19 protein-coding genes and 2 pseudogenes are annotated in these 22,307 nt (G+C 66.4%); 6 read left to right on the forward strand and 15 right to left on the reverse strand.

Going from position 1 to position 22,307, the window contains the following annotated elements; all coding sequences use genetic code 11:
- Positions 1-51 precede the first annotated feature (51 nt).
- Positions 52-663 carry an RNA-binding protein gene (locus R0D99_RS16855; RefSeq protein WP_317749319.1) on the reverse strand — a complete coding sequence of 204 codons (612 nt, stop codon included), beginning with the start codon at positions 661-663 and terminating at the stop codon, positions 52-54.
- 377 nt (positions 664-1,040) lie between these two features.
- On the opposite strand from R0D99_RS16855, the gene R0D99_RS16860 reads away from it, so the two are divergent.
- From R0D99_RS16860 to R0D99_RS16885, 6 genes are all read left to right on the forward strand, one after another.
- Complete coding sequence (locus tag R0D99_RS16860) at positions 1,041-1,607, forward strand: TMEM165/GDT1 family protein (protein ID WP_317749320.1); 567 nt, start codon at positions 1,041-1,043, stop codon at positions 1,605-1,607.
- 155 nt (positions 1,608-1,762) lie between these two features.
- Complete coding sequence (gene metX / locus R0D99_RS16865; protein ID WP_317749321.1) at positions 1,763-2,905, forward strand: homoserine O-succinyltransferase MetX; 1,143 nt, start codon at positions 1,763-1,765, stop codon at positions 2,903-2,905.
- Positions 2,902-3,486 (forward strand): methionine biosynthesis protein MetW, encoded by a 585-nt coding sequence (gene metW, locus R0D99_RS16870; RefSeq protein WP_317749322.1) that lies wholly within the window; start codon positions 2,902-2,904, stop codon positions 3,484-3,486. The genes metX and metW overlap by 4 nt, the downstream gene beginning before the upstream one ends.
- 121 nt (positions 3,487-3,607) lie before the next feature.
- Positions 3,608-4,966, forward strand: a complete 1,359-nt coding sequence (locus R0D99_RS16875) for an amidase (RefSeq protein WP_317749323.1) — start codon at positions 3,608-3,610, stop codon at positions 4,964-4,966.
- A 561-nt stretch (positions 4,967-5,527) separates the two neighbouring features.
- Entirely contained in the window at positions 5,528-8,944 is a 3,417-nt protein-coding gene (locus R0D99_RS16880) for a hypothetical protein (RefSeq protein WP_317749324.1), read from the forward strand.
- Positions 8,945-8,960: 16 nt separating this feature from the next.
- Positions 8,961-9,227: an IPTL-CTERM sorting domain-containing protein gene (locus tag R0D99_RS16885; protein ID WP_317749325.1), complete on the forward strand. Its 267-nt coding sequence runs from the start codon at positions 8,961-8,963 to the stop codon at positions 9,225-9,227.
- Between the two features lie 91 nt (positions 9,228-9,318).
- Here the strand turns inward: R0D99_RS16885 and R0D99_RS16890 are convergent, their stop codons facing one another.
- From R0D99_RS16890 to aceK, 14 genes and pseudogenes are all read right to left on the reverse strand, one after another.
- Positions 9,319-10,017 (reverse strand): transglutaminase family protein, encoded by a 699-nt coding sequence (locus R0D99_RS16890; RefSeq protein WP_317749326.1) that lies wholly within the window; start codon positions 10,015-10,017, stop codon positions 9,319-9,321.
- 32 nt (positions 10,018-10,049) lie between these two features.
- The gene (locus R0D99_RS16895; protein WP_317749327.1) at positions 10,050-10,721 is read right to left on the reverse strand and encodes an HAD family phosphatase; all 672 of its coding nucleotides are present in this window, start codon (positions 10,719-10,721) and stop codon (positions 10,050-10,052) included.
- A gap of 128 nt (positions 10,722-10,849) precedes the next feature.
- Positions 10,850-11,822: pseudogene (locus tag R0D99_RS16900) on the reverse strand (Bug family tripartite tricarboxylate transporter substrate binding protein).
- A complete protein-coding gene (locus R0D99_RS16905) occupies positions 11,819-12,994 on the reverse strand; it encodes a CoA transferase (RefSeq protein WP_317749328.1) in 1,176 nt (391 codons plus the stop codon). The pseudogene R0D99_RS16900 and the gene R0D99_RS16905 overlap by 4 nt, the downstream one beginning before the upstream one ends.
- A 181-nt stretch (positions 12,995-13,175) precedes the next feature.
- Positions 13,176-13,628 (reverse strand): YchJ family protein, encoded by a 453-nt coding sequence (locus R0D99_RS16910; RefSeq protein ID WP_416365951.1) that lies wholly within the window; start codon positions 13,626-13,628, stop codon positions 13,176-13,178.
- Positions 13,625-14,752 carry an acyl-CoA dehydrogenase family protein gene (locus R0D99_RS16915; RefSeq protein ID WP_317749329.1) on the reverse strand — a complete coding sequence of 376 codons (1,128 nt, stop codon included), beginning with the start codon at positions 14,750-14,752 and terminating at the stop codon, positions 13,625-13,627. Before R0D99_RS16915 ends, R0D99_RS16910 begins: the two co-directional genes overlap by 4 nt.
- A 1-nt stretch (position 14,753) precedes the next feature.
- On the reverse strand, positions 14,754-16,043 hold the full coding sequence (locus R0D99_RS16920; protein WP_317749330.1) for a glutamate carboxypeptidase: 1,290 nt from the start codon (positions 16,041-16,043) through the stop codon (positions 14,754-14,756).
- A 67-nt stretch (positions 16,044-16,110) separates the two neighbouring features.
- A complete protein-coding gene (locus R0D99_RS16925; RefSeq protein WP_317749331.1) occupies positions 16,111-16,776 on the reverse strand; it encodes an SDR family oxidoreductase in 666 nt (221 codons plus the stop codon).
- Between the two features lie 7 nt (positions 16,777-16,783).
- Positions 16,784-17,428, reverse strand: coding sequence for an MSMEG_1061 family FMN-dependent PPOX-type flavoprotein (locus R0D99_RS16930; protein WP_317749332.1), 645 nt, complete (start codon positions 17,426-17,428; stop codon positions 16,784-16,786).
- Between the two features lie 73 nt (positions 17,429-17,501).
- Positions 17,502-18,684, reverse strand: a pseudogene (locus tag R0D99_RS16935) (acetyl-CoA C-acyltransferase).
- Positions 18,677-19,753, reverse strand: a complete 1,077-nt coding sequence (locus R0D99_RS16940; protein WP_317749333.1) for an HNH endonuclease — start codon at positions 19,751-19,753, stop codon at positions 18,677-18,679. Before R0D99_RS16940 ends, R0D99_RS16935 begins: the two are co-directional and overlap by 8 nt.
- Positions 19,754-19,769: 16 nt before the next feature.
- A complete protein-coding gene (locus R0D99_RS16945; RefSeq protein WP_317749334.1) occupies positions 19,770-20,150 on the reverse strand; it encodes a type II toxin-antitoxin system VapC family toxin in 381 nt (126 codons plus the stop codon).
- Positions 20,147-20,353: a type II toxin-antitoxin system VapB family antitoxin gene (locus tag R0D99_RS16950; RefSeq protein ID WP_317749335.1), complete on the reverse strand. Its 207-nt coding sequence runs from the start codon at positions 20,351-20,353 to the stop codon at positions 20,147-20,149. The genes R0D99_RS16945 and R0D99_RS16950 overlap by 4 nt, the downstream gene beginning before the upstream one ends.
- A 48-nt stretch (positions 20,354-20,401) precedes the next feature.
- The gene (aceK, locus tag R0D99_RS16955; protein ID WP_317749336.1) at positions 20,402-22,306 is read right to left on the reverse strand and encodes a bifunctional isocitrate dehydrogenase kinase/phosphatase; all 1,905 of its coding nucleotides are present in this window, start codon (positions 22,304-22,306) and stop codon (positions 20,402-20,404) included.
- Between the last annotated feature and the right edge of the window lies 1 nt (position 22,307).

Consider the following 22,307-nt stretch of genomic DNA (forward strand, 5'->3'; position numbering starts at 1 on the left):
CTTGGTTAGCTGGGCTGGCCTGCGCCGGCAAGGGCGGCAGGCTGGGCGACTTTACTCGTCGTCGCGGCCCTGGTCGAAGGTGTCGCGCCGGCGATCGCCGTATTCGCGACGGCCACCGCCGCCGCGCGGGCCGGGACCGTAGGGGCTGCGGAAGCTGCCGTCGTTGCCACCACCACCGTAGCCGCCGCCACCGCCTTCACGGCGGCCACCGCCGTAGCCGCCGCCGCCGCCACCGCCGTAACCACCACCGCCGCCGCCTTCGCGGCCACCGCCACCGTAGCCGCCGCCACCTTCGCGGCCGCCGCCGTAGCCACCACCGCCGCCTTCACGACGGCCACCGCCGTAGCCGCCACCGCCGCCACCGCCGTAACCACCACCACCGCCGCCGTAGCCGCCAGAGCGCGGCGGGCGCGCTTCCATGGGACGCGCCTCGTTGACGACGACGTTGCGGCCGCCCAGGGGCTGGCCGTTCATGCCGTTGATGGCTTCCTGAGCCTCGGCATCGCTGCCCATTTCGACAAAACCGAAACCCTTGGAGCGGCCGGTATCGCGCTCCATCATCACTTTGGCGCTGGTCACCGAGCCGAATTGGCCGAACGCCTGCGCCAGATCGGCGTCGCGAACGCTGTACGGCAGGTTGCCGACGTAAAGTTTGTTGCCCATTGAAAGGGACTCCTCAATAACGAAAAAAAAGCGATGGAGTCCGCGAAACGCCTTCGACGAAGCTCTCGCTCGACCGAAAAGGGCAACTGACTGTGATCACCGCAAAGCCACGGTACGCATGCAAAAAGCCACGCACCCGCGCGATTATGCGTCAGAAATATGAAAGTCAAGCATGCGGGTTTTCACCCTCCAAACCAGTCAGGTATTGGCCGCGGTTCGGCCCCCGCGCGGGGTCAGCAGACCGACGCCCCTACAATCCGTGCCCCTGAACCCGCCGCGCACCGCCTGCGGAGCGGCCGGCCTATGCTACCAATAAAGTAGCTGCTACCCCAGCATGGACGTGCGCTGGCACGCCATGTGAATCATTTTGTTGCTGCATGGAAGCCTTCCTCGTCTCCACCGGTATCGTCGCCCTGGCCGAAATGGGCGACAAGACGCAGCTGCTGTCGCTGGTGCTGGCGGCGCGCTTTCGCAAGCCCTGGCCGATCGTGCTGGGCATTCTGGTGGCGACGCTGGCCAACCACGCTCTGGCCGGCGCAGTGGGCAGCTGGGTGCAGGCGCAGCTGGGGCCGCAGGTGCTGCGCTGGGTGCTGGGGCTGTCGTTCATCGCCATGGCGGTGTGGATGCTGATACCCGACAAGCTGGACGAGGACGACCAGCCCAGCGCGGCGTCAAGGCTGGGCGTGTTCGGCACCACGCTGGTGGCATTCTTCCTGGCCGAGATGGGCGACAAGACCCAGATCGCCACCGTGGCGCTGGCCGCGCAGTACAAGGCGTGGGCCGCGGTGGTGGCGGGCACGACGCTGGGCATGATGATTGCCAACGCGCCGGTGGTGTGGTTTGGCGACCGGCTGGTCAAGAAGGTGCCGATCCGCGTGGTGCACCTGGTGTCTGCCGCGATCTTTGCGGTGCTGGGCATGGTGGCGCTGATGGGCTGGGGCTGAGCAGCGCGCCAGCGCACTCACTGTGAGGGCCAGCGGGCGCTATACTGCCCGCACAGCGCCGATTTGCCTCCGCTTGCGGGCGCTCAATAAATTCCGCTAAAACCGAGCGCGTATCGACCCGGCGCCCGTTTTGGCGAACCGGGTTTTTTGTTGCCATGCCGCTCATCGCCACACCGCAGACCCTGCATTTCGAGGCGCCGCTGCCCCTGCAAAGCGGCGCCAGCGTGCGCGGCTACGACCTCAGCTACGAAACCTATGGCCAGCTGAACGCCGACCGCAGCAACGCCGTGCTGATCTGCCACGCGCTGAACGCGTCGCACCACGTCGCCGGCGTCTACGCCGGACAGGAGCGCAGCGAAGGCTGGTGGGACAACATGGTCGGCCCCGGCAAGCCGGTGGATACCGACCGCTTCTTCGTCATCGGCGTCAACAACCTGGGCAGCTGCTTCGGCTCGACGGGGCCGATGCACGTCAACCCCGACACCGGCCGCGTGTACGGCGCCGACTTCCCGGTCGTCACCGTCGAGGACTGGGTCGACGCCCAGGCCCGCCTGCTGGACGCGCTGGGCATCGGCCAGCTGGCCGCCGTGATGGGCGGCAGCCTGGGCGGCATGCAGGCGCTGAGCTGGACGCTGCAATACCCCGAGCGCGTGCGCCATGCCGTGGTGGTGGCCAGCGCGCCCAACCTGTCGGCCGAGAACATCGCCTTCAACGAGGTGGCGCGGCGCGCCATCGTGACCGACCCCGACTTTCACGGCGGCCACTTCTACCAGCACGGCGTGGTGCCGGCGCGCGGCCTGCGCATCGCGCGCATGATTGGCCACATCACGTACCTGAGCGACGACGTGATGAACGAGAAGTTCGGCCGCGAGCTGCGCCAGGCCGTCAGCCACAACGGCAGCGGCTACCGCTTCAGCACGCAGGACATCGAGTTCCAGATCGAGAGCTACCTGCGCTACCAGGGCGACAAGTTCAGCGAATACTTCGACGCCAACACCTACCTGCTGATCACCCGCGCGCTCGACTACTTCGACCCGGCGCGCGCCTTCGGCGGAGACCTGACGCGCGCACTGGCGCGCACGCAGGCCAGGTTTCTGCTGGTCAGCTTCACCACCGACTGGCGCTTTTCGCCCGCGCGCTCGCGCGAGATCGTCAAGGCGCTGCTGGAAAACCGCCGCCAGGTCAGCTACGCCGAAATCGACGCACCCCACGGTCACGACGCTTTTTTACTCGACGACGCGCGCTACATGAGCGTCGTGCGCTCCTATTTTGATAGTTTTGCCGGAGACGCGCGATGAGCGACACGCAGATCCAGCACACCATCGCCGCGCTGGTGCCCGAAGGCGCGCACGTACTCGATCTGGGCTGCGGCGACGGCGCGCTGCTGCAGCAGCTGGTGCGCGAGCGGCGCTGCACCGGCTACGGCATCGAGATCGACGACGCCAACGTGCTGGCCTGCGTGAAGCGCGGCGTCAACGTGCTGCAGCTCAACCTGCACCAGGGCCTGGCGGCTTTCCAGGACCAGAGCTTCGACGTCGTGCTGCAGATCGACACGCTGCAACACCTGCGCAATGCCGAGGTCATGCTGCGCGAAACCGCGCGCGTGGGCCGCATCGGCATCGTCGCCTTCCCCAACTTCGCGCACTGGCCCAACCGGCTGAGCGTGGCACGCGGCCGCATGCCGGTGACGCGGCGCATGCCCTACCAGTGGTACGACACGCCCAACATCCGCGTCGGCACCTTCAAGGACTTCGAGGCGTTGGCGCGCAAGAACGGCCTGCAGGTGCTGGACGCCTTCGGCCTGCAGGACGGCCGGGTGGTGCGCTGGCTGCCCAACGCGCGGGCCAGCACGGCGGTGTTCAAGCTGGCGCGCGGTTGATCGGGCGTCCGGCCCGCGCGATGCCTGCCAGGCCAGCCAGGATTTCGCAGTCAAATGTGGCTCCAGTACTTGTCCAACGAGCGCCGATAGCTATTATATTGATAGTTAATAACAACTTGTCATGCTGCCCACCATTGCCCAACTGGCCACCGACCTGAGCGCGGGCCGCACCACGTCGCGCGCACTTACCGAAGCGGCGCTGACGCGTGCGCTCGACCCCGCAGGCGAAGGCGCCCGCGTGTTCACGCGCATCGACGCCGACCGCGCCCGCGCCATGGCCGAGACCAGCGACGCGCTGCGCGCCGTCGGCGTGGTGCGCTCGCCGCTCGAAGGCCTGCCCGTGTCGATCAAGGATTTGCTGGATGTGGCGGGGCAGGTCACCACCGCTGGCTCGGTGGTGCTCAAGGACGCACCCGCCGCCGAGCGCAGCGCACCCGTCATCGAGCGGTTGGTGGCCGCCGGCGCTGTGATCGTGGGCCGCACCAACATGACCGAATTCGCGTTTTCCGGGCTGGGCCTGAACCCGCACTACGGCACGCCGCGCAACCCCTGGGACCGCGTGGGCGGCGGGCGCATTCCGGGCGGCTCCAGCAGCGGCGCCGCGGTATCGGTCACCGACGGCATGGCGGTGGTAGGCATCGGCTCGGATACCGGCGGCTCGGTGCGCATCCCTTCCGCACTGTGCGGCCTGACCGGCTTCAAGCCGACGCAGCGCCGCGTGCCCACCGCTGGCGCGCTGCCGCTGTCGACCTCGCTCGATTCCATCGGCCCGCTGGCCGCCACGGTGCATTGCTGCGCCGTCGTCGATGCCATTCTGGCGGGGCAGACCGCTGTGGCGCCGCCCGCACGCAACGTGCGCGACGCACGCCTGGCCGTGCCCGACACGCTGGTGCTGAACGATCTGGACGATGCGGTCGCCTCGGCCTTCGAGCGCGCTTGCGCGCGGCTGAGCGCTGCTGGCGCGCGCCTGCAGCGCATCGCCGTGCCCGAATTTACCGAACTCGGCCAGCTGCACGCGCGCGGCACGCTGGCGGGCGCCGAAGCCTGGGCCTGGCACCGGCCGCTGCTGGCCGAGCGCGGTAACGCCTACGACCCGCGCGTCGGCCTGCGCCTGCGCGGCGGCGAGGCCATGGGCGCGGCCGACTACATCGACCTGCTGGCGGCACGCCGGCGCTGGATCGCGCAGGTCGAAGCACGCATCGCCGGCTTCGACGCTCTGCTGATGCCCACGGTGCCCATCGTGGCGCCCCGTGTCGATGCCTTGCGCGACAGCGACCCAGCCTACTTTGCGGCCAACGGGCTGATCCTGCGCAACCCCACGTTGATCAACTTCCTGGACGGCTGCGCGCTGTCGCTGCCCTGCCATGCCGAGGGCGAGCCGCCCGTGGGCCTGATGCTGGCCGGCGCCGGCGGCCAGGACGCGCATGTGCTGGCGCTGGGGCGGGCGGTGGAGTCGCTGCTCTTGAACAGGCTGCGCTGACGCGCCTTCCAGTGCTGCGGTGCGCGTTGGCGCGCCGGTCGCAGGCACCGCATCGCGCTGCGCGGGCAGACGTGCCCCTCTGGCCAATCCACATCTGCCTGTCACCGATCAGCAGGCATGCTTTCGGTACAGCGTGCCCGCGCAGTGGGTGGCGCGCGTCAGACCAGCGAACTTATTTAATACCAATGTATTAGTATTGTGCAATATCATCTCAATGATGGAGTCTAAATAACTACTTTCGACTCACGCTCACTCAAGCCGTCAAATCTGTTATCCGCATGATGCACCCTGAATGACCGGCAGCACGGCACAGGGTAGGCCGCCATGGTGTCCGCCCTGCCAGTGGCTCGTGCGCGAAGCGCAGGCATTCCGCAAAAAACAACAACCACCCCAATGGAATTTAATTAGATAGTAATAACGACGTTTTTCGGTGGGTTCGCTGATGAGCGCATCGTTGTACTGCCTCGTGAAATTCTGGTGAAATATGAGTTTGGGGTAAGAGTGCGTGGAGCACACACGCCAACCCAAATTCCAAAAACTCCGTTGCAATCGAGGGAATCAATGCGACTTTCACACTCATGGCGGCGCGCAAGGCGCTGGGCGCTGGGGCTGTCAAGCCTGGCGCTGGCTGGCACGGCACTGGCCGCGTCGGTGGACCTGACGGTCAACGACACTGTTTCCAAGGCGGTCTACAACTACACCGAGACCACCGCCCACACGGTGACCATCGGCAACCGCGGCCCCGGCACGGCCACCAATGCGGTGCTGACCTTCAACAACCCCAAATCGGCCACCGCGGCCGTGGCGTGGAACACTCAGGTCACCTGCACCGCCAGCGGCGGCGCGGTGTGCCCGGCCAGCTACACGCTGGATGCCACCCAGGCCATCCTTACCGGCACCGTGCCCACCCTGCCCATGGGCGCCCAACTGGTGCTGAGCATTCCGGCGCCCATCGTCACGCAAACCGACTGCCTCGGTTCCCCGGGCAACGGCGGCGGCTGTCCGCCCCTGCCGCTGGTGGAGAAAGTGGTGTCCACCGCCACCATCACCGTGGGCGCTGGCGATACCGAGGTGGCCGCCGGCACCAACATTTCCACCGCCAACTACGCGGTCAACAACCCGCGCATCGACTATGGCTTGACCATCGGCAACCCGGTCATCACACCCATCGCCGGCACGCCCGACAGCCTGTACACCTACACGGTGACGATGCGCAACAACTCCACCATGGCGGAGCATCTGACGGCGAGCTTCAACACCCAATTCGCCCAGGGCACGGCCACGGCGCCGCCCAGCGGTCAGCAGCCCTTCTCCAACCCGGTGAATCCGCCCACGCCCAACCCCAGCGTCACCTGCATCAGCGGCACCGGGGCATCGTGCGCCAACGCCAGCGTGCGCACTGACTACCCGAGCATCAGCTACGTCAACATGCCCGCCGGAAGCACGCTGACGCTGCAAGTGTCGCTGGTGGTGGGTGCGCCGTTGTGTACCGACCCCACGCAGGGCGGCAAGGCCAGCGACACGCGCCAGGTGGATTTGATGGGCTACATCGGCTCTTACGTTGTTGCGAACAACACCTATTACACTAGCCCACCGGAAAACACCGGCACCAGTGCAGACAACCAGGTCACCCAAACCACCCAGCCGGCGGCTGCGGTGTGCAAGAGCGGCGATCTGCTGGTGCAAAGCATCGTCAATTCGGGCACAGCGACCTACAACCCCAACGCACCGTTCGCGCTGACCGCGTCGTATGCCAATGGCGCCGGTTCGCCGGATCCCGCGGCCAATGTGCCACTGGTGTTCCACGTGACCTGGCCCACCACCGGCATCAGCCTCGATGCCGCGCCGGCCAGTTGCACCCCCAGCGGCGGTGCGGTGTGCCCCACCAGCTGGGTGCTGAGCGCGGACAAGACCACCCTGACCGGCCTGGCGCCCAGCATGCCGGCCAACAGTACCCTGGCGGTCAACTTCACCGGCACCACGGGCGCCGACATCACCACCGTGTGCAAGGCGCAGTTCCTCTTCGCGCAGGCCGACATCGTGCCGCCCGGCACGTACAAGGACACCAACTATAACCTGACCTGGCCCGCCTCTAATTACCAGACGGGCCAGCAGACCAAGGGCAACAACGCCTACCAGTTGCAGCCGGTAGCCAACGTGGGTGTGCCGTGCAGCGCCAATTACGACCTGGAAGCGCAGAAGTCCGGCCCGTTCAAGAACGCCGACGCCACCGTCGGTGTGGCCGCCCTGAACCCGGGTGACTGGGTCTACTTCAAGTCCGTCGTCACCCTGCTGCCCGGCAGCGTGCCGCTGACTCAATACAACATCCAGGACAATTTGTCTTATTACAACACGGTGACACGCAGTGGATGGACGTATAGCAGCGCCCCATGGAGCCCGGACCGGGCGGACGCCTATGCCTGGCCAACGACGTCCGACCCGGGCATGATGACCGCCAAGCCCGGTGATCCGGCCAGCCTGCCGCTCCGCATTCAATCCCCGGGCCAAGCGGCGGCCAGCAGTGGCCTGCGCTGTGTGGCCACCGGAGGCGCCACTTGCCCCGACACGGTAACAGGCTACTTCCCCGGCAGTAATTATTGGAACTTGCAAGCCGAAGACTGGAAAAACGGGCAACCCCAGTGGCCGGCCGGCGGCAAGCTGACCTTTATCTACTCCTATCGGGTGCCGCCGCTGACGGGCCAGGTCACTTGTGTGCCCAGTGATCGGCTGTCTTACCCCAATAACCAGATGACTGTGAACGGCACGCCCACGCCGCTGGGTTACGACAGCACGAAGGCCAACAACACGGTGAATGTGCCGTTTGACATGGTCAACCTGCCGGTGTGCGGGGCGTCTGCTTCTTTGACCAAGACTGCGGACGTGACGACCATACCGGCCAACGGCAAGGTGACGTACACGCTCGTGCTCACCAACACGTCGGGCGCCAACATCGATGTGCCGCGCTTGATCGACACGTTCGAATACGGCGGCATTGACCAGGGGGTGACGGCCACCATCAGCTGCGGCTCGCCGACGCTGAATGCCAAGTGCCCCACGTTCACGCCGCTGCAGGGCACGCGCTACACCAGCAACGGGGCCACCACGGCACCCACTACGGTGGCAGACAACCCCAACAATTCCTGGTCCACGCGACGGCCGGACTTCGACTTCAGCTGGGGCACCCCCGGCAGCAACACGCTGCCGGCCGGCGCCAGCCTGACGTTTACCGTGACCGCCCAGTACCCGGGCACGCAGACATTCACATACAACATCGCCGTGGCGCGCCCAGACGCCAGTGCGAACGCCCAGTTTGCACCCGTCTCGGCGAATGCTTTTTTGAACACTTCAAAAAGCCCGACGCTGGTGGTGAACAAGGACGTATCGCCCAAGCAGCCGCTGCCGGGCGCCACGGTCACGTACACGGTGGACTTGATCAACCCGAACGCCACGGCAGCCACGGGCTTGAGCTTCAGCGATGCGATGGACGCGGCGCTGCAGGCCGCCAACCCGGCCGGCTATGCCAACCTGGCCTGCCGACCCCTGACGGCGGCCGATGGCCAGCTGAGCGGCGCCGTGGGCGCAGCGACCTGCCCCACGTTCACGTCGAACGCCGCGGGCATCACCGGCACGCTGGACCTGCCGGCCAACTCGGGTTTGCGCCTGACCTACACGGCCATCGCTTCGCCCACGGGTGGCGTGTCGGCGCCCAACACGGCGTCGCTGCGCTCCAGCGCCAGCGTGCGCGGCACCGGCGACGGCAGCAGCCAGGCCAACTTCCAGGTGTTGCCGCCGCTGCCGGACTTGACGTCGAAGATCGCACCGATTGCGAACGCCAGCAGCATCCCGCCGGGCACGTCGGTCACGGTGTCGGTGACGTTTGACAACGTGGGCCAGGCCGCTGCGGTGAATGCCGTGCCGACGTTGCAACTGGCACCGGGCCTGACGGGCGTCACCCCCAGCAACGGGGGGAATCTATGACCCGGCCACGGGTCTGGTGACGTGGCCGGCGGTCGCCAGCTTCGCGGTGGGCTCGCCAGTGACCTACACGGTGGCGTTCAGCATGCCAGCCGGGTCGGTCAACATCCGGTCGAACATCACCGGCGACAACGAACTGCCGTCCATGCTGGCCAACAACGCGGACGCCACGACGGTGGGCAGCCCGCCAGCTCCGGCTCCGGTTCCCACCCTGGACGTCTGGGCCTTGCTGGCGCTGGCGCTGTTGATGTTCGGCGGCGCCGCACGACGCCAACGCCGTGCCTGATGGCGCACCGGGCAGGCCACGGGCCTGCTGAGTCAAAGGGGCGTTGAGCGCCCCGCGGCGGTAACGCCGTACAACGCGAACCGCCGCGCTCTCAACCTGGGGGCGCGGCGGTTTCGCTTTCGACGTCGGCCAGAAAGTCACCCTGCTCCAGCCGACTGTGGAGTTCATTGCCCGGCACCCAGCCGGGATAGGTGAGGTGGAAGTCGGCCACCAGGCGATCCAGCGGCAGGTCGTCGAAGGTGCCGCGTTCGTTGACGTATTCCATGTGCCGGTTGCCGACCTTGTCGAAGGGGTGATAGATGGAATCGTTCACGCCATCGAAGTCGAGCGGATGCAGGCCGAACTTTTCACACAGCTCAAGGTTGAACGCGGGCGTGGCCTTGCGCCAGGCGCCGTCGATCCACAGTTCGGTGTAGCCGTGCCAGATGAACAGGTCGGTCTTCATCGTCTCGCGCATGCGCTCGGTGCTGAGGTGGTTGCGCACGTCTGCAAAACCCAGCCGCGCCGGGATGCCGGCGGCGCGCGCCACGGCGGCCAGCAGCGTGGCCTTGGGCACGCACCAGCCGTAGCCGTTGGCCAGCACCGTGCTGGCGCGCATGCCGGCCAGCGACAGATCGATGCGGTACGGGTCGTAGCGGAAGCTGTCGCGCACGGCGTGTGCCAGTGCCACGGCGCGCGCGCGTTCACTGTCGCCCACGGCATGGTCGCGCGCGAACCGCTGCACCGCCGGGTGGTCCGCGTCGACGGCGGGCGTGGCGCGCAAGTGCGCGGGCGTGGGGGTATCGACCATGCGCGGCATCTTAGCGCCGTCGCATGGACCCATCACGCGGCGCCCAGGCCGACCTGCCGCCAGCGCGCGGGCAGCTCGGCCATCGATGGGAACAGCAGGTCGGCCCCGGCAGCACGCAAATCGTCGGCCAGATGCGCGGCGGGGCAATAAGCCCACACGGTGGCGCCGGCGCCCTTGCCTGCGGCGACGCCTGTGGGGGTGTCTTCGATCACCAGGCTGCGCGCAGGCAACACCGACAGCGACGCGGCGGCCGCCAGGTAAACGTCGGGGTAAGGCTTGCTGCGCGGCAGCTCATGCCCGCTGAACACGTGCGGACCAAACCACTCGGCCAGGCCGGTCTGCCCCAGCTGCAGGATGAGCTTGCCCCGATCAGCGCCCGAGGCGCAGGCAATGCGCCCCCGGGTGACGCCATGCGCGGCGCGCACGGCCTCGATGGCGCCGCTGATGGGCTGCAGGCGGGCGCGCAGTTGCGCGTCGCGCCGCGCGTAAAACGCGGCCATCCATGCATCGGTCAACGGCTGGCCGGTGCGCGCTTCGATCAACGCCGACTGGCTGCGCACGGTGCGCCCGATGAAGTGGCGCATGCACTCGGCGATGGGCATGTCCCATCCGCTTTCGGCCAGCATGTCGCGCAGCACGCCGTGCGTGATGGGCTCGCTGTCAACCAACACGCCGTCGCAATCGAACAGGATGGCCTCGAACATGCTGCGCGGCTCTCATGAAACAAAAAAAAGCGCTGCCGAAGCAATCAGGGCATCAGCATGTTGTTGGGGAGACTCGCTGATTGTGAACCGACGCACTGGCATGCGGCAACAACCATTCACTTTCAGCATCATTCCGGCTGAATATGGGCCGCACGGATGACTTGCCCCCATTTTCTTGACTCGGCAGCCTGAAAGCGCGCCAGTTCATCGGGTGAGCTGAAGGCGATCTCGCCGCTGGTCTTGCTGTTGAAACTCTTGAAGCCATCGGTCGCCACGGCCTTGGACAGCATCTCGTTCAAGCGCTTGGCCAAGGCAGGCGACGCGCCCGGCGGCAGGTACACGGCCGTCCAGAACGACATGTCGTAGTCCTTCACGCCGGCCTCCGCCATGGTGGGCAGGCTGGGCGCGCTGGGCAGCCGCTTGCTGCCGCTGACGGCCAGCGCGCGCAACTTGCCCCCCTTCGACCTGCGGCATGGTGGTGGGCGTGTCGGCGATCATGAAGTCGACCTGGCCACCGATCAAATCCGTCAGGCCGAGCGGGTTGCTCTTGTACGGCACGTTGACCATGTCGGTGTTGGTCAACTGTTTGAGCATTTCGCTGGCCACGCGGCTGGACGACGAGCCGCTGCCGAAGTTGAGTTTGCCGGGCGACTTCTTCGCCGCCGCCACCAGATCGCCCACGGTGCGATACGGCGCATCGGGTCGCACCACCAGCAGCATGTGCCCCTTGGACAGCAAGGCCACCGGCGTGAAGTCCTTCACCGGGTCGTACGGCAGTTTCTTGAACAGGTGTTCATTGGCCGCGTGCGTGGTGTTGGTGGTGACCAGCAGCGTGTAGCCGTCGGGCGCGGCCTTGGCCACGTACTGCGCCGCCATGAAGCCGCTGGCGCCGGCCTTGTTGTCGACCACCACCGGCACCTTGGCCTGCTCGCTCAGGGCCTGGCCGATCACGCGCGCCAGCTGGTCGGTGCCGCTGCCGGGGCCGAAGGGCACGACCAACGTGATCGGCTTGGACGGATAGTCCTGTGCGCTCGCGGGCAACGCGGCCAGCGTGCCGCAGGCCAGCAGCACGGCGGCGATGAGCGAGGTGCGTCGTTTCATGGGGCGGTCTCCTGTGGTGTGGCGGGAATGATGGGGGCGACAGGCGCGATGCCATGCGCGGTGTTGTGCTCACCCAGACGGGGTGCGCCGGCACGCAGCGGCGGGCGATGCCCATCAATGGTGAGCGGCAGTGCGGTCAAGTGGAAGTCCTCACCCGGCACCGCGGCCAGCATGCCCAATGCCCGCACCTGCGGATGCGCCAGCGCTTCAGGCACGGTGTGGATGGGCGCGCACGGTACGCCGGCGGCTTCAAAGCGGGCGATCCATTCGGACCGCGGGCGCGCGGCGAGCAAGGGCACCAGCTGCTCGAACAACGCGGCCTTGTGCATCAGACGCGCGCGGTTGGTGGCAAAACGCGGTTCGTCCGACCAGTCGCTTCGGCCCAGTTCGGCGGCCAGCTTGGCAAACAGGCGATCATTGCCGCAGCAGATCAGCAGCGGCGCGTCGGCCGTGTCGAACGCCTCGTAAGGCACGAAACCGGGGTGGCCGGAGCGATGCCGCGCGGGCAATTGGCCTTCGTTGACGAAGGCGTCGGCCTTCTGGCCGTTCCAGGTCAGCGCCGTTTCCAGCAGCGAGCTGTCGACGATGCCGCCGCGCCCGGTGCGGTGGCGCCGCTGCAGCAAGGCCAGCGCGCCGATCACCGCCCACATCCCCGTGCCCTGATCGCACAATGACGCCCCGGCGCGCAATGGCGGATCGTCCGGCCCGCCGTTGGTGCTCGACAGTCCGCTGAACGCCTGGATCAGCGGCTCGTAGCCCGGCCGCAGGGCCATGGGCCCGGTGTGCCCAAAGGCCGATATGCCGCAATAGATCAGGCGCGGATGGCGCGCGGTGAGCGCCGGCCCGTCGATGCCCAGCGCCTGCGGCACGCCGGGCCGCAGGTTGTGGATGAAGATGTCGGCCTCGGCAGCCAGCCGTTCGAATGCGGCCTGACCCTCCACGCTCTTGAGATCGAGCGCCACCGATTGCTTGCCGCGATTGAACACCTGGAAATTCAGCGCGTCCCCGTGGCGAAATGCAGCACCCATGCGGCGCGCGTCGTCGCCACCGTCGAGGCGCTCCACCTTTACCACGTCCGCGCCCAGGTCCGCCAGGATGGCCCCCGCGAACGGCCCGGCCAGCACCTGGCCCAGTTCGAGCACGCGCACACCGGCCAGCACGCCTTCAATCATTTTGGTCTGTCTCCTGCCGCGCTTTCGCGACCTGTCTGCACCCCCGGGTAGGACGTACCCAAAGGTCGACCCATGGGCTCGGTCACGGTTGTAGCACCAATCCGCCAGGCGATGGCGGCGCGGGCCATCAGGCCACGGCAGAGACGGTAGATGATCGTCACGCCGGGCAAAGCTGCGGGCACTACACCTTCACCGGGTTGGCCGGATCGACATCGCCATCCACATAGAACCAGCGCAGCGCGCCATCGGCGTCGGCTTCGCGCACGAACCGGCTGCGTTCATGCAGTCGCGTGGCACGCCCGTGCAGCCGCGACCGGGCAACGAATTCGACCTCGGCATGCGTGGTATCGATCACGCGATGCGCACGCACCTGCAGGCCCAGCCATTGGGTGCCAGGTTCGAAGTCGAGCGTGTGCGGCCGCGTCGAGACATGCCAGGTGCTCCGCAGATAGTCCGCATCCTGCCGCACGAAGGCGCTGTAGCGCGACCGCATGACGGCTTCGGCGTCGGGCGCGGGCGCACCGGCGACATCGGCCAGCCAGCGGCCACAACAGCGCTCGAACGGCGTGCCGGTCGGCGTGCCGCCGCAAGGGCAGGCATCGTCCCCGCGCGCCAGTCGCCGGGTTGAGGTCACAGCGCCCGCGTGATGATGATCTTCTGCACGTCGCTGGTGCCCTCGTAGATCTGGCACACGCGCACGTCGCGGTAGATGCGCTCGACGGGAAAGTCCTCCGTCACGCCGTAGCCGCCCAGCGTCTGGATGGCGACCGAGCACACGGCTTCCGCCACTTCGCTGGCAAACAGCTTGGCCATGGCGGCTTCCTTCAGACACGGCCGGCCGGCGTCGCGCAGGCTGGCGGCGTGCCAGATCAGTTGCCGCGCCGCTTCCAGTTTTGTAGCGCATTCGGCCAGACGGAAAGCCACGGCCTGGTGATTGAAGATGGCGGTGCCGAAGGCTTCACGCTCCTTGGCATAGGCAATCGCCACGTCCAGCGCGCTGCGTGCCATGCCCACGCTTTGCGAAGCGATGCCGATGCGGCCGCCTTCCAGCGCGGAGAGCGCAATCTTGTAGCCCTCGCCTTCTTCGCCGATGCGGTTTTCAGCCGGGATGCGGCAGTTCTCCAGCAGGATCTGCGCCGTGTCGTTGGAGTGTTGGCCGAGTTTTTTCTCCACGCTGGCGACCTTCCAGCCGGGGTTGTCGGTGCCGACCATGAAGGCGCTCAAACCCTTCTTTCCCGCGGCCTTGTCGGTAACGGCGATGACCACCGCCGCCTGCCCATTCTTGCCACTGGTGATGAACTGCTTGGTGCCGTTCAGCACGTAGGCATCGCCCTCGCGCGTGGCGGTGGTGCGGATGGCCGAGGCATCGCTGCCCACGTGCGGCTCGGTCAGCGCGAAGGCGCCCAGGATGTCGCCGCGCGCGGCGGGCACCAGCCACTGCTGCTTTTGCGCCTCGTTGCCGTAGCGCATCAGGATCGCGTTGTACGGACAGTTGGTGACGGAAATCGCCGTGCTGGTGCCGCCGTCGCCGGCGGCGATTTCTTCCAGCACCAGCGCCAGAGTGACGTAGTCGAGCCCGGCGCCACCGTACTGTTCGGGCACGCAGATGCCGTACGCGCCCAGCTCGGCCAGGCCCTTGTGCGCTGCCTTCGGGAAGGTGTGCTGCCGGTCCCACTCGGCTGCGTGCGGCCACAGTTGCTCCTGCGCGAAGGCGCGCACGGCGTCGCGGATCATTTCCTGGTCTTGGGTCAGCAGCATGTCACTTTTCCTGGGCAAGGCCCGTAATGAGGCGCGCGGTCAGATACAGCCGGCGCGGGATGGCGTCGATCAGCACGTACTCGGCCTGGTCGCTGTGATAGCCAAAGCCCGGCAGGCCCAGCGACTCGATGACAGGCTTGCCCGACAGCGCCGCGTAGGCGGCGTCGGTGCCACCCCCGATGCGGTCGATGACGGCCAGTGGCGCACCGGCTTCACGATAAATCGCCACCGCCTGATCGGCCATGCGCCGACCACCCGCCGTGGCGTTGAAGGCGGGCCGCCCGCGGTCTGGCGTGATGGTGATCTGCGACTTTTCAAGCTTCTTGCGGCCCTGGATGCGCTGCTCCAGCGTGGCCAGCAACTTGTCAAGATCCTCGGGGCGCGCGTAGCGGATATTGGCTTCCAGGCTGGCCTGATCGGGAATGATGTTGGGCACGGCGCCGGCCTTGGCCACCGTCCAGTTGAAGCGCAGGTCGCGCGACTTGTCGTCCAGGTCCATGGTGCGCAGCACGATGTCGGACGCCTCGACCAACGCGTTGGTGCCCAGCTCGGGGTTGGCGCCCGCATGGGCCGCCGCGCCCTTGACCGCCACCTTGTAGTACACGATGCCGGCGGTGCCCAGCGGCAGCGCCTCCTTGCCCGCCAGCGTGGGCTCGAACGACAGCACCGCGTCGGCCTGCGCCGCCAGCTGCTGAATGAGCGCGCGCGAACCGAACGAGCCGCGCTCTTCGTCGGTGTTGAACATCACCACCACCTCGCCCCAGTCGGCGAAGCCGCGGTCCTTCAGCAGCTTGAGCGAATGCAGGATGACGGCGATGCCGCTCTTGTCGTCGGCGATGCCGGGGCCGTAGGCGCGGTTGCCCTCGACGCGGAACGGCGCCTTGGCCAGCGTGCCCTTGACGTACACGGTGTCCATGTGCGCCATCAGCAGCAACTTGGCCGCGCCCTTGCCGGCGATGCGGCCCACGATGTTGGGGCCGACCACGCCCGCATCGGGCTGGTGGCGCGAGACGGTGGCGCCCAGCGCGCGCAGTTCACGCTCCAGCAGATCGGCCATGGCGGTCATGCCTTCGGCGTTGCCGGTGCCGGTCTCGATGTTGACCAGGCGCTCCAGCGTCTTGACGACCGCCGGCTGTTCGGCCGTGGCGGCCGACAGCAGCGCCGCATCGGGCGCGCGGGCGGTGGCCGTCGCGGCAGCCGGCGCGGACGCCGCTGCGCCGCCGGTCTGCGCGCAACCGCCCAGCAGCAGCGCCAACGCGCCGCCCAGCAAGACAGGGAAAACGGGTTTCATGGGTATCTCCTCTCGTTGTTCTGTTTGAAATCAGGTCTTTGATGCGGCGGACATCCCGCCGGCCGCGTCACCAAGTCGGCAACCGCGTTCCATCGTATTGCAGGAAAGCGCCCCGGTCGCGCGCCGTCAGGCCGGCCATCACGCGGCGCAGGCCGGTGGCGCTGTCTTCGAGCGTGACCGGCGCGCTGGCGCCGCCCATGTCGGTCTGCACCCAGCCGGGGTGCAGGCATACCAGGATGGCGTCGGGCCAGGCGCCCTGCGCCGACACCACCGCCATGTTCAGCGCCGCCTTGCTCACGCGGTACACCCAGGCGCGACTGCCTTCCACGCCGTCGATGCGGCCCATGATGCTGGACATGAACCCGATGCGCCCGCCCGGCGCCAGCGACGGCGCCACCTGCGGAATCACCTGCATCGCGCCCAGCACGTTGGCGTGCATCACGGCATCGAACGCCTCGCGCGTGGGCGGCTGCGTGGCGTCGCCATGGCTGGTGACGCCGGCCACGTACAGGGCGATGTCGATCTTCTCGCCATCCAGTTGCCAGGCCAGGCCGCTGATGCTGGCCGCGTCGGCCACGTCGACCCGCAGCGCCTGTGCGCCCAGTTTGCGCAGGCGTTCGAGCGCGGCATCGTCGCGCGCGGTGGCGATCACGCGGTCGCCAGCGGCGACGTATTGCCGCGCCAGCTCCCAGCCGATGCCGCGCGAGGCGCCAATGATCAGAACCGTGGCCATGTCGTGCCTATCCCTTCACCAGATGGGCCAGCCCTTCGTCGGCCAGCTGCGTGCGGTAGCGGTCCAGCGCCTGCGCGTCGGTTTCGGTCACCACCTGTGGCCCCAGTTGCGCCAGCAGCATGGCGTTCATCGACGGAAAGCTGCCCGGCGCCACGCGCGCGTCGGACGACCACATTTGCGAGCGCAGCAGCGCCTTGGGGCAGTGCAGGTACGCCTCGCGCACGGCGACTTCGATCACCAGGCGTGGCAGCTTGGGCACGTCGGGGTGGGCAAAGCGTTGCGTAAATTCGGGCTCGTCGCGCAGACGTGCCGTGCCGTTGGCGCGCAGCACTTCGTTCACGCCGGGGATCAGAAACAGCAGGCCAATGCGCGGATCGACGAGCAGGTTCTCCAGTGTGTCGAGCCGGTTGTTGCCGGTCACGTCGGGGATCAGCAGCGTGCGTTCATCGGCCACCTGCACAAAGCCGGGCCGGCCGCCGCGGGGCGACGAATCCAGCCCTTCGCCCGCCGCACCCGCGCTGGCGATGACGCACAGGGGCGCGTGCGCGACGAAGCGGCGCATGGTGTCGTCCAGCCGGTCGAGTTGCTTGGCGAGCGAGCGCGCCGACGCCTGCGGGTACAGGCGGCGCAGGGCGTCAGCGGAGTCGATCATGTCGGCGCCATTTCAGAAATCATGAATAAAAGCCCGCCAGCGCTTTTCCATCAAGCGCAAGCAGCTATCAAATTCATATCAACTCCAGCGCCACCGCGGTCGCTTCGCCACCGCCGATGCACAGCGTGGCCAGGCCCTTCTTCTTGCCGCGCGCCTTCAGGGCGTGAATCAGCGTGACCATGATGCGCGCGCCGCTGGCGCCGATCGGGTGCCCCAGCGCGCAGGCGCCGCCGTTGACGTTGACCTTGTCGTGCGGCACCTTCAGGTCGTGCATCAGCGCCATCGGCACCACGGCGAAGGCTTCGTTGATTTCCCACAGATCGACGTCATCGACCTTCCAGCCGGCCTTTTCCAGCGCCTTCTCGGTGGCGCCGATGGGGGGCGGTGCTGAACCACTCCGGTTCCTGCGCGTGCGTGGCGTGGCTGACGATGCGCGCCAGCGGCTTGACGCCCAGCTTCTTGGCCGTGCTCTCGCGCATCAGCACCATGGCGGCGGCGCCGTCGTTGATGCTGGAGCTGGCGGCCGCCGTGACGGTGCCGTCTTTCTTGAACGCGGGTTTGAGCGTGGGGATCTTGTCCACGTTGATCTTGCCCGGCCCTTCGTCGGTGTCCACCACGCGCTCGCCCTTGCGGTCCTTCACCGTCACGGGGGCGATCTCGTCCTTGAAGGCACCGCTTTTGATAGCAGCCTGCGCGCGCTGCACGCTGGCCATGGCGAATTTATCTTGTGCGTCGCGGGTGAAGTTGTACTTGGCGGCGCAGTCCTCGCCAAAGGTGCCCATGCTGCGGCCAGCTTCGTAGGCGTCTTCCAGGCCGTCGAGCATCATGTGGTCGTACACCTTGTCGTGGCCCATGCGGTAGCCGCCGCGGCCTTTCTGCAGCAGATAGGGTGCGTTGGTCATGCTCTCCATGCCGCCAGCGACCAGCACGTCGTGTGTGCCCGCCACCAGCATGTCGTGCGCGAACATCGCCGCGCGCATGCCCGAGCCGCACATCTTGCTGAGCGTGACGGCGCCCGCGCTCTTGGGCAGCCCGCCCTTGAACGCCGCCTGCCGCGCCGGCGCCTGCCCCTGGCCGGCCATCAGGCAGTTGCCGAAGATGACTTCGGTGACCAGTTCAGGCTTGATTCCGGCGCGCTCCACTGCGGCTTTGATAGCAGCGCCCCCAAGATCGTGGGCGGCCAGCGGCGTGAAGTCGCCCTGGAAACTGCCCATGGGGGTGCGGGCGGCGGAAACGATGACGATGGGGTCACTCATGCTTAGGCTCCTGATTAAGAAAGGCTTTGATTTCGTCTACGGAATATGGGGGACTCTTGAAGTGCGCCACCGCATGGCAATTCGCACATAACGGCCGAAGGTCGGATATGGCATTGGTCACCGAATTTGGCTCCATCGAGGCCAACGGCGTAAGGTGGTGAACTTGGATGTAGCGCTCAGCGACAGGTCCGTACGCCTTTCCGAAGTCGAAACCACAGGCGACGCAAGCGCAGCCATGGTGGGCCAAACATGCGCGCCGAGCGCTGGCGTCACGCTCATATCGGGTTGATTGGACCAAGGTCGGGCGGCCTTCGAAATAATCGACTTGGCCGTGATCGTTGGTCTGCTGCGCAGTTTCATCATCAGGGGGTGACGGTTCAACTTGGGGCGTCGCACAAAATGCCCTTGCGTACTCCACCAGTCCGGGTGAATGTGTCCGCTTGAAGGGTGTAGTTGTCCGGATTTTCCCCGTGGGCGTCTGCACTGCAAGCGAGATATAGCGTCCTTGCGCCTCCGAGATCGTGTCAAACCACCGCCTGAATCTGGCCGTTGAGCTGACATCGATTTCCACGGCATGCTGGGGCAGTGGAACGCTCTTGTAGCTGGCAGGCACCGCGTATATGCCCGCGTCGTCTGCCTGTGTTGCCTCTAGCACGGCTGCTGGCAGATCGCCCTGTGTCAAAACCCTGACCCAATACGCAATGGCTCCCTGTTCGTCTTGCTCGTCCACATTCACGTCAACATCTTCAACTTCTGTCTCTGGCGAAAAAGACCGATTGTTTGATGGTGGAAAGGGCCACATGACAGACCGATGATCTGACGTTCGGAAGGGCCACATCACAGCGGTGTCACATGTCAAGGCTTCAACTTGCCCCACATTCAACCGAAACCCGCCTTCGCGCATCGTGACCGACCAAGCACCTGGCGCTAGAGCTTCCACGCGATCAATCGTCCTGAGGAGGCAGCGAAGCACCTCCTGCCGCACCTCGGAGTCCGGAACCGCCGCCGTCATCACTGACTCGGCGTCCGTAATAGAAGAACGATCAAAAGCAAGGGCTGGATCGGTCATTTCGCCAAATGAGAAATCAGTGCACCTGCGGCTGATGAAGTACGCTAAAGCCGTCGGCTAGAGTCGCAAGGCGCTTGTCCAGCGTCCACAACTGCGCATCTGGCGTCATCAGCGTCGAGGCCAGCAGCAGGATGTCGACCAACCCGCAACCCAGGCCGAACAGGCGCTCGCGCTCGATGAACTGCAGGGCCTCGCCAACGCTGGCTTGTTGGGCAGGACGCAGGCAAGCGAGATCGGACAGGGTCTGGCTGCGCGCGGGCGGCGAGCCGCAGGCGATTTCGCCCACCACGAGGGGATGCGTCAGCACCTGATCGGTCGTCAGCAGCGCCGTCAAGGCGTCATTGCCGTGGCGGAAGTGATCGACCCACACGGAGGTGTCCACCAGCACGGCGCTCATGCGGCAGCATCGCCCGGGCGGCGGCGCGACACGTCGGTCATCTTGGGCGCGGCCGCGCCCAGCGTGGCGAGGCGCTTGGCAGCCTGGACGCGGACGAAGGTCTTGACCGCCTCTCGAAACAGATCGGCCTTGTCCATGGTCGGATCGGCCACTTCAAGTGCCTTTTCATACAGCGCATCGTCGATGGTGACAGTCGTTCGCATGGAATATCCTCAATATTGATGCCAAATTACATCATAATTGATGCTCAATCATTCCGAAGGTTCCGCAACCGTGGCCGGCGACGATGTGTCCGGCTGGTGCGCTGGCGTTTCGCCAAACGCCGCCGCCGGATCGGCCAGTTCGGACGCACCCCTGATCCCACCATTGACCTCGAACCGCCGGTGCACCCCATACGGAAAGAAATCAATCACCTCCCCGCTCTTGATCCGCGCCTTGTTCTGCTGCCAGAACTCCGGCTCCAGCAGATCAGCGTGGTGGCGCATGAAGGCTTCGCGCACGCGCGAGTTGCCGAGCAGGAAGGGGCCGAAGGTTTCGGGGAACACATCACCCTTGGCGACGTGGTACCAGATCTCGCCGCTCATCTCGTCTTCTTCGTTGCGCGGCGGGGGCACGCGGCGGAAGTTGCAGTCGGTGAGGTACTCGATCTCGTCGTAGTCGTAGAACACCACCTTGCCGTGGCGCGTGACGCCGAAGTTCTTCCACAGCATGTCGCCGGGGAAAATGTTGGCGGCCACCAGGTCCTTGATGGCGTTGCCGTATTCGATGACGGCGTGCTCCAGTTGCGCGCTGGCTGCGGCGTCGTCGGGGCCGGCGTCAAAGGCTTCCTGCAAATACAGGTTGAGCGGGATCATGCGCCGCTCGATGTAGGCGTGGCTGATGATGACCTCGATCTGGCCATCACCGTCGCGGTCTGAAATCTCGAGCTGGCTGGGCGCGAACTTCTCAATCTCGGCGATCAGCTCGTCCTCGAAGCGGTCGCGCGGAAAGGCGATGAGCGAGAACTCCATCGTGTCCGCCATGCGGCCCACGCGGTCGTGCTGTTTGACGAGCTGGTACTTGCCGCGAATCTGCTCGCGCGTGGTGTCCTTGGGCGCCTGGTACCAGTCCTTGATGACCTTGAACACGTAGGGAAAGCTCGGCAGGTCAAACACCAGCATCACCATGCCCTTGATGCCGGGCGCGATGCGGAACTTGTCGGTGCTGTGTCGCAGGTGCCAGAGAAAGTCGCGGTAGAACAGGTTCTTGCCCTGCTTTGCCAGGCCCAGCGCGTTGTAAATTTCGGCGCGCGGCTTGCGCGGCATGAGGCTGCGCAGAAACTGCACATAGGCCGACGGAATTTCCATGTCGACCATGAAGTAGGCGCGCGAGAAGCTGAACAAAATCAGCATGTCTTCTTCGCCGAACAGCGCCGCGTCGACATACACCGTACCGGGCGTGCGGTGCAGCAGCGGCAGGGCGAAGGGCAGTTCGCGGAAGCCGTTGATGACTTTGCCGACCAGATACGCACCCTTGTTGCGGTAGAACAGGCTGGACAGCACCTGCACCTGAAAGTTGGGGCGCGGCTTGTCGGCACCCCATTCGGCCAACATGGCCGCGGCCACGCGGCGCGCATCGCGCGCGATGTCTTCGAAGGCGCAATGCAGGTCGAACGACTCCAGCACGGCGCGCACGGTGTCTTCGAGCTTGCCGGGGCGCGGATAGAACGCCAGGTACGTGGTCTTGGCCCTGGGGTCGTCGGTCTCCAGGTACTCCGTGCTGATGGCCGGGCGAACGAAGATGAAATCGTTGTGAAAATAGCTGCGGTGCAGGATGCGCGTGCTGACCGAGTTGAAGAAGGTCTCGGCCAATTCGGGCTGCTTGTGCGCCACCAGCATGCCGATGTAGTGCAGCTTGACCTGCTGCCATGTTTCCATCGGCTGTTCGCCGGCCTTGAACTCGCGCTCCAGGCGCCTCTGGCATTCGCGCACGCGCAGGTCGTAGAACTCGATGCGCTCACGCTGGGCGCGCTGCTGGCCGTGCCAGTCGCAGGTTTCAAAGCGGTGCTTGGCGCGCGCGCTTTCGGTGCGGAACAGCCGGTAATGGCGGTTGAACCCGTCGATCATGGCTTGCGCGATCTCGCGCGCCAGCGGTGAATCGAGGGGCTGCGGCAGCATG

The sequence above is a fragment of the Ottowia sp. SB7-C50 genome, from assembly GCF_033110285.1.
Classification (GTDB): Bacteria; Pseudomonadota; Gammaproteobacteria; order Burkholderiales; family Burkholderiaceae_C; genus Ottowia.

What these genes read in the sequence shown, in the direction of transcription:
- R0D99_RS16855 (WP_317749319.1), bottom strand. Translation starts at nt 663, where the DNA reads ATGGGCAACAAACTTTACGTCGGCAACCTGCCGTACAGCGTTCGCGAC.
- R0D99_RS16860 (WP_317749320.1), top strand. Translation starts at nt 1,041, where the DNA reads ATGGAAGCCTTCCTCGTCTCCACCGGTATCGTCGCCCTGGCCGAAATG.
- metX (WP_317749321.1), top strand. Translation starts at nt 1,763, where the DNA reads ATGCCGCTCATCGCCACACCGCAGACCCTGCATTTCGAGGCGCCGCTG.
- metW (WP_317749322.1), top strand. Translation starts at nt 2,902, where the DNA reads ATGAGCGACACGCAGATCCAGCACACCATCGCCGCGCTGGTGCCCGAA.
- R0D99_RS16875 (WP_317749323.1), top strand. Translation starts at nt 3,608, where the DNA reads ATGCTGCCCACCATTGCCCAACTGGCCACCGACCTGAGCGCGGGCCGC.
- R0D99_RS16880 (WP_317749324.1), top strand. Translation starts at nt 5,528, where the DNA reads ATGCGACTTTCACACTCATGGCGGCGCGCAAGGCGCTGGGCGCTGGGG.
- R0D99_RS16890 (WP_317749326.1), bottom strand. Translation starts at nt 10,017, where the DNA reads ATGGTCGATACCCCCACGCCCGCGCACTTGCGCGCCACGCCCGCCGTC.
- R0D99_RS16895 (WP_317749327.1), bottom strand. Translation starts at nt 10,721, where the DNA reads ATGTTCGAGGCCATCCTGTTCGATTGCGACGGCGTGTTGGTTGACAGC.
- R0D99_RS16905 (WP_317749328.1), bottom strand. Translation starts at nt 12,994, where the DNA reads ATGATTGAAGGCGTGCTGGCCGGTGTGCGCGTGCTCGAACTGGGCCAG.
- R0D99_RS16915 (WP_317749329.1), bottom strand. Translation starts at nt 14,752, where the DNA reads ATGCTGCTGACCCAAGACCAGGAAATGATCCGCGACGCCGTGCGCGCC.
- R0D99_RS16920 (WP_317749330.1), bottom strand. Translation starts at nt 16,043, where the DNA reads ATGAAACCCGTTTTCCCTGTCTTGCTGGGCGGCGCGTTGGCGCTGCTG.
- R0D99_RS16925 (WP_317749331.1), bottom strand. Translation starts at nt 16,776, where the DNA reads ATGGCCACGGTTCTGATCATTGGCGCCTCGCGCGGCATCGGCTGGGAG.
- R0D99_RS16930 (WP_317749332.1), bottom strand. Translation starts at nt 17,428, where the DNA reads ATGATCGACTCCGCTGACGCCCTGCGCCGCCTGTACCCGCAGGCGTCG.
- R0D99_RS16940 (WP_317749333.1), bottom strand. Translation starts at nt 19,753, where the DNA reads ATGACCGATCCAGCCCTTGCTTTTGATCGTTCTTCTATTACGGACGCC.
- R0D99_RS16945 (WP_317749334.1), bottom strand. Translation starts at nt 20,150, where the DNA reads ATGAGCGCCGTGCTGGTGGACACCTCCGTGTGGGTCGATCACTTCCGC.
- R0D99_RS16950 (WP_317749335.1), bottom strand. Translation starts at nt 20,353, where the DNA reads ATGCGAACGACTGTCACCATCGACGATGCGCTGTATGAAAAGGCACTT.
- aceK (WP_317749336.1), bottom strand. Translation starts at nt 22,306, where the DNA reads ATGCTGCCGCAGCCCCTCGATTCACCGCTGGCGCGCGAGATCGCGCAA.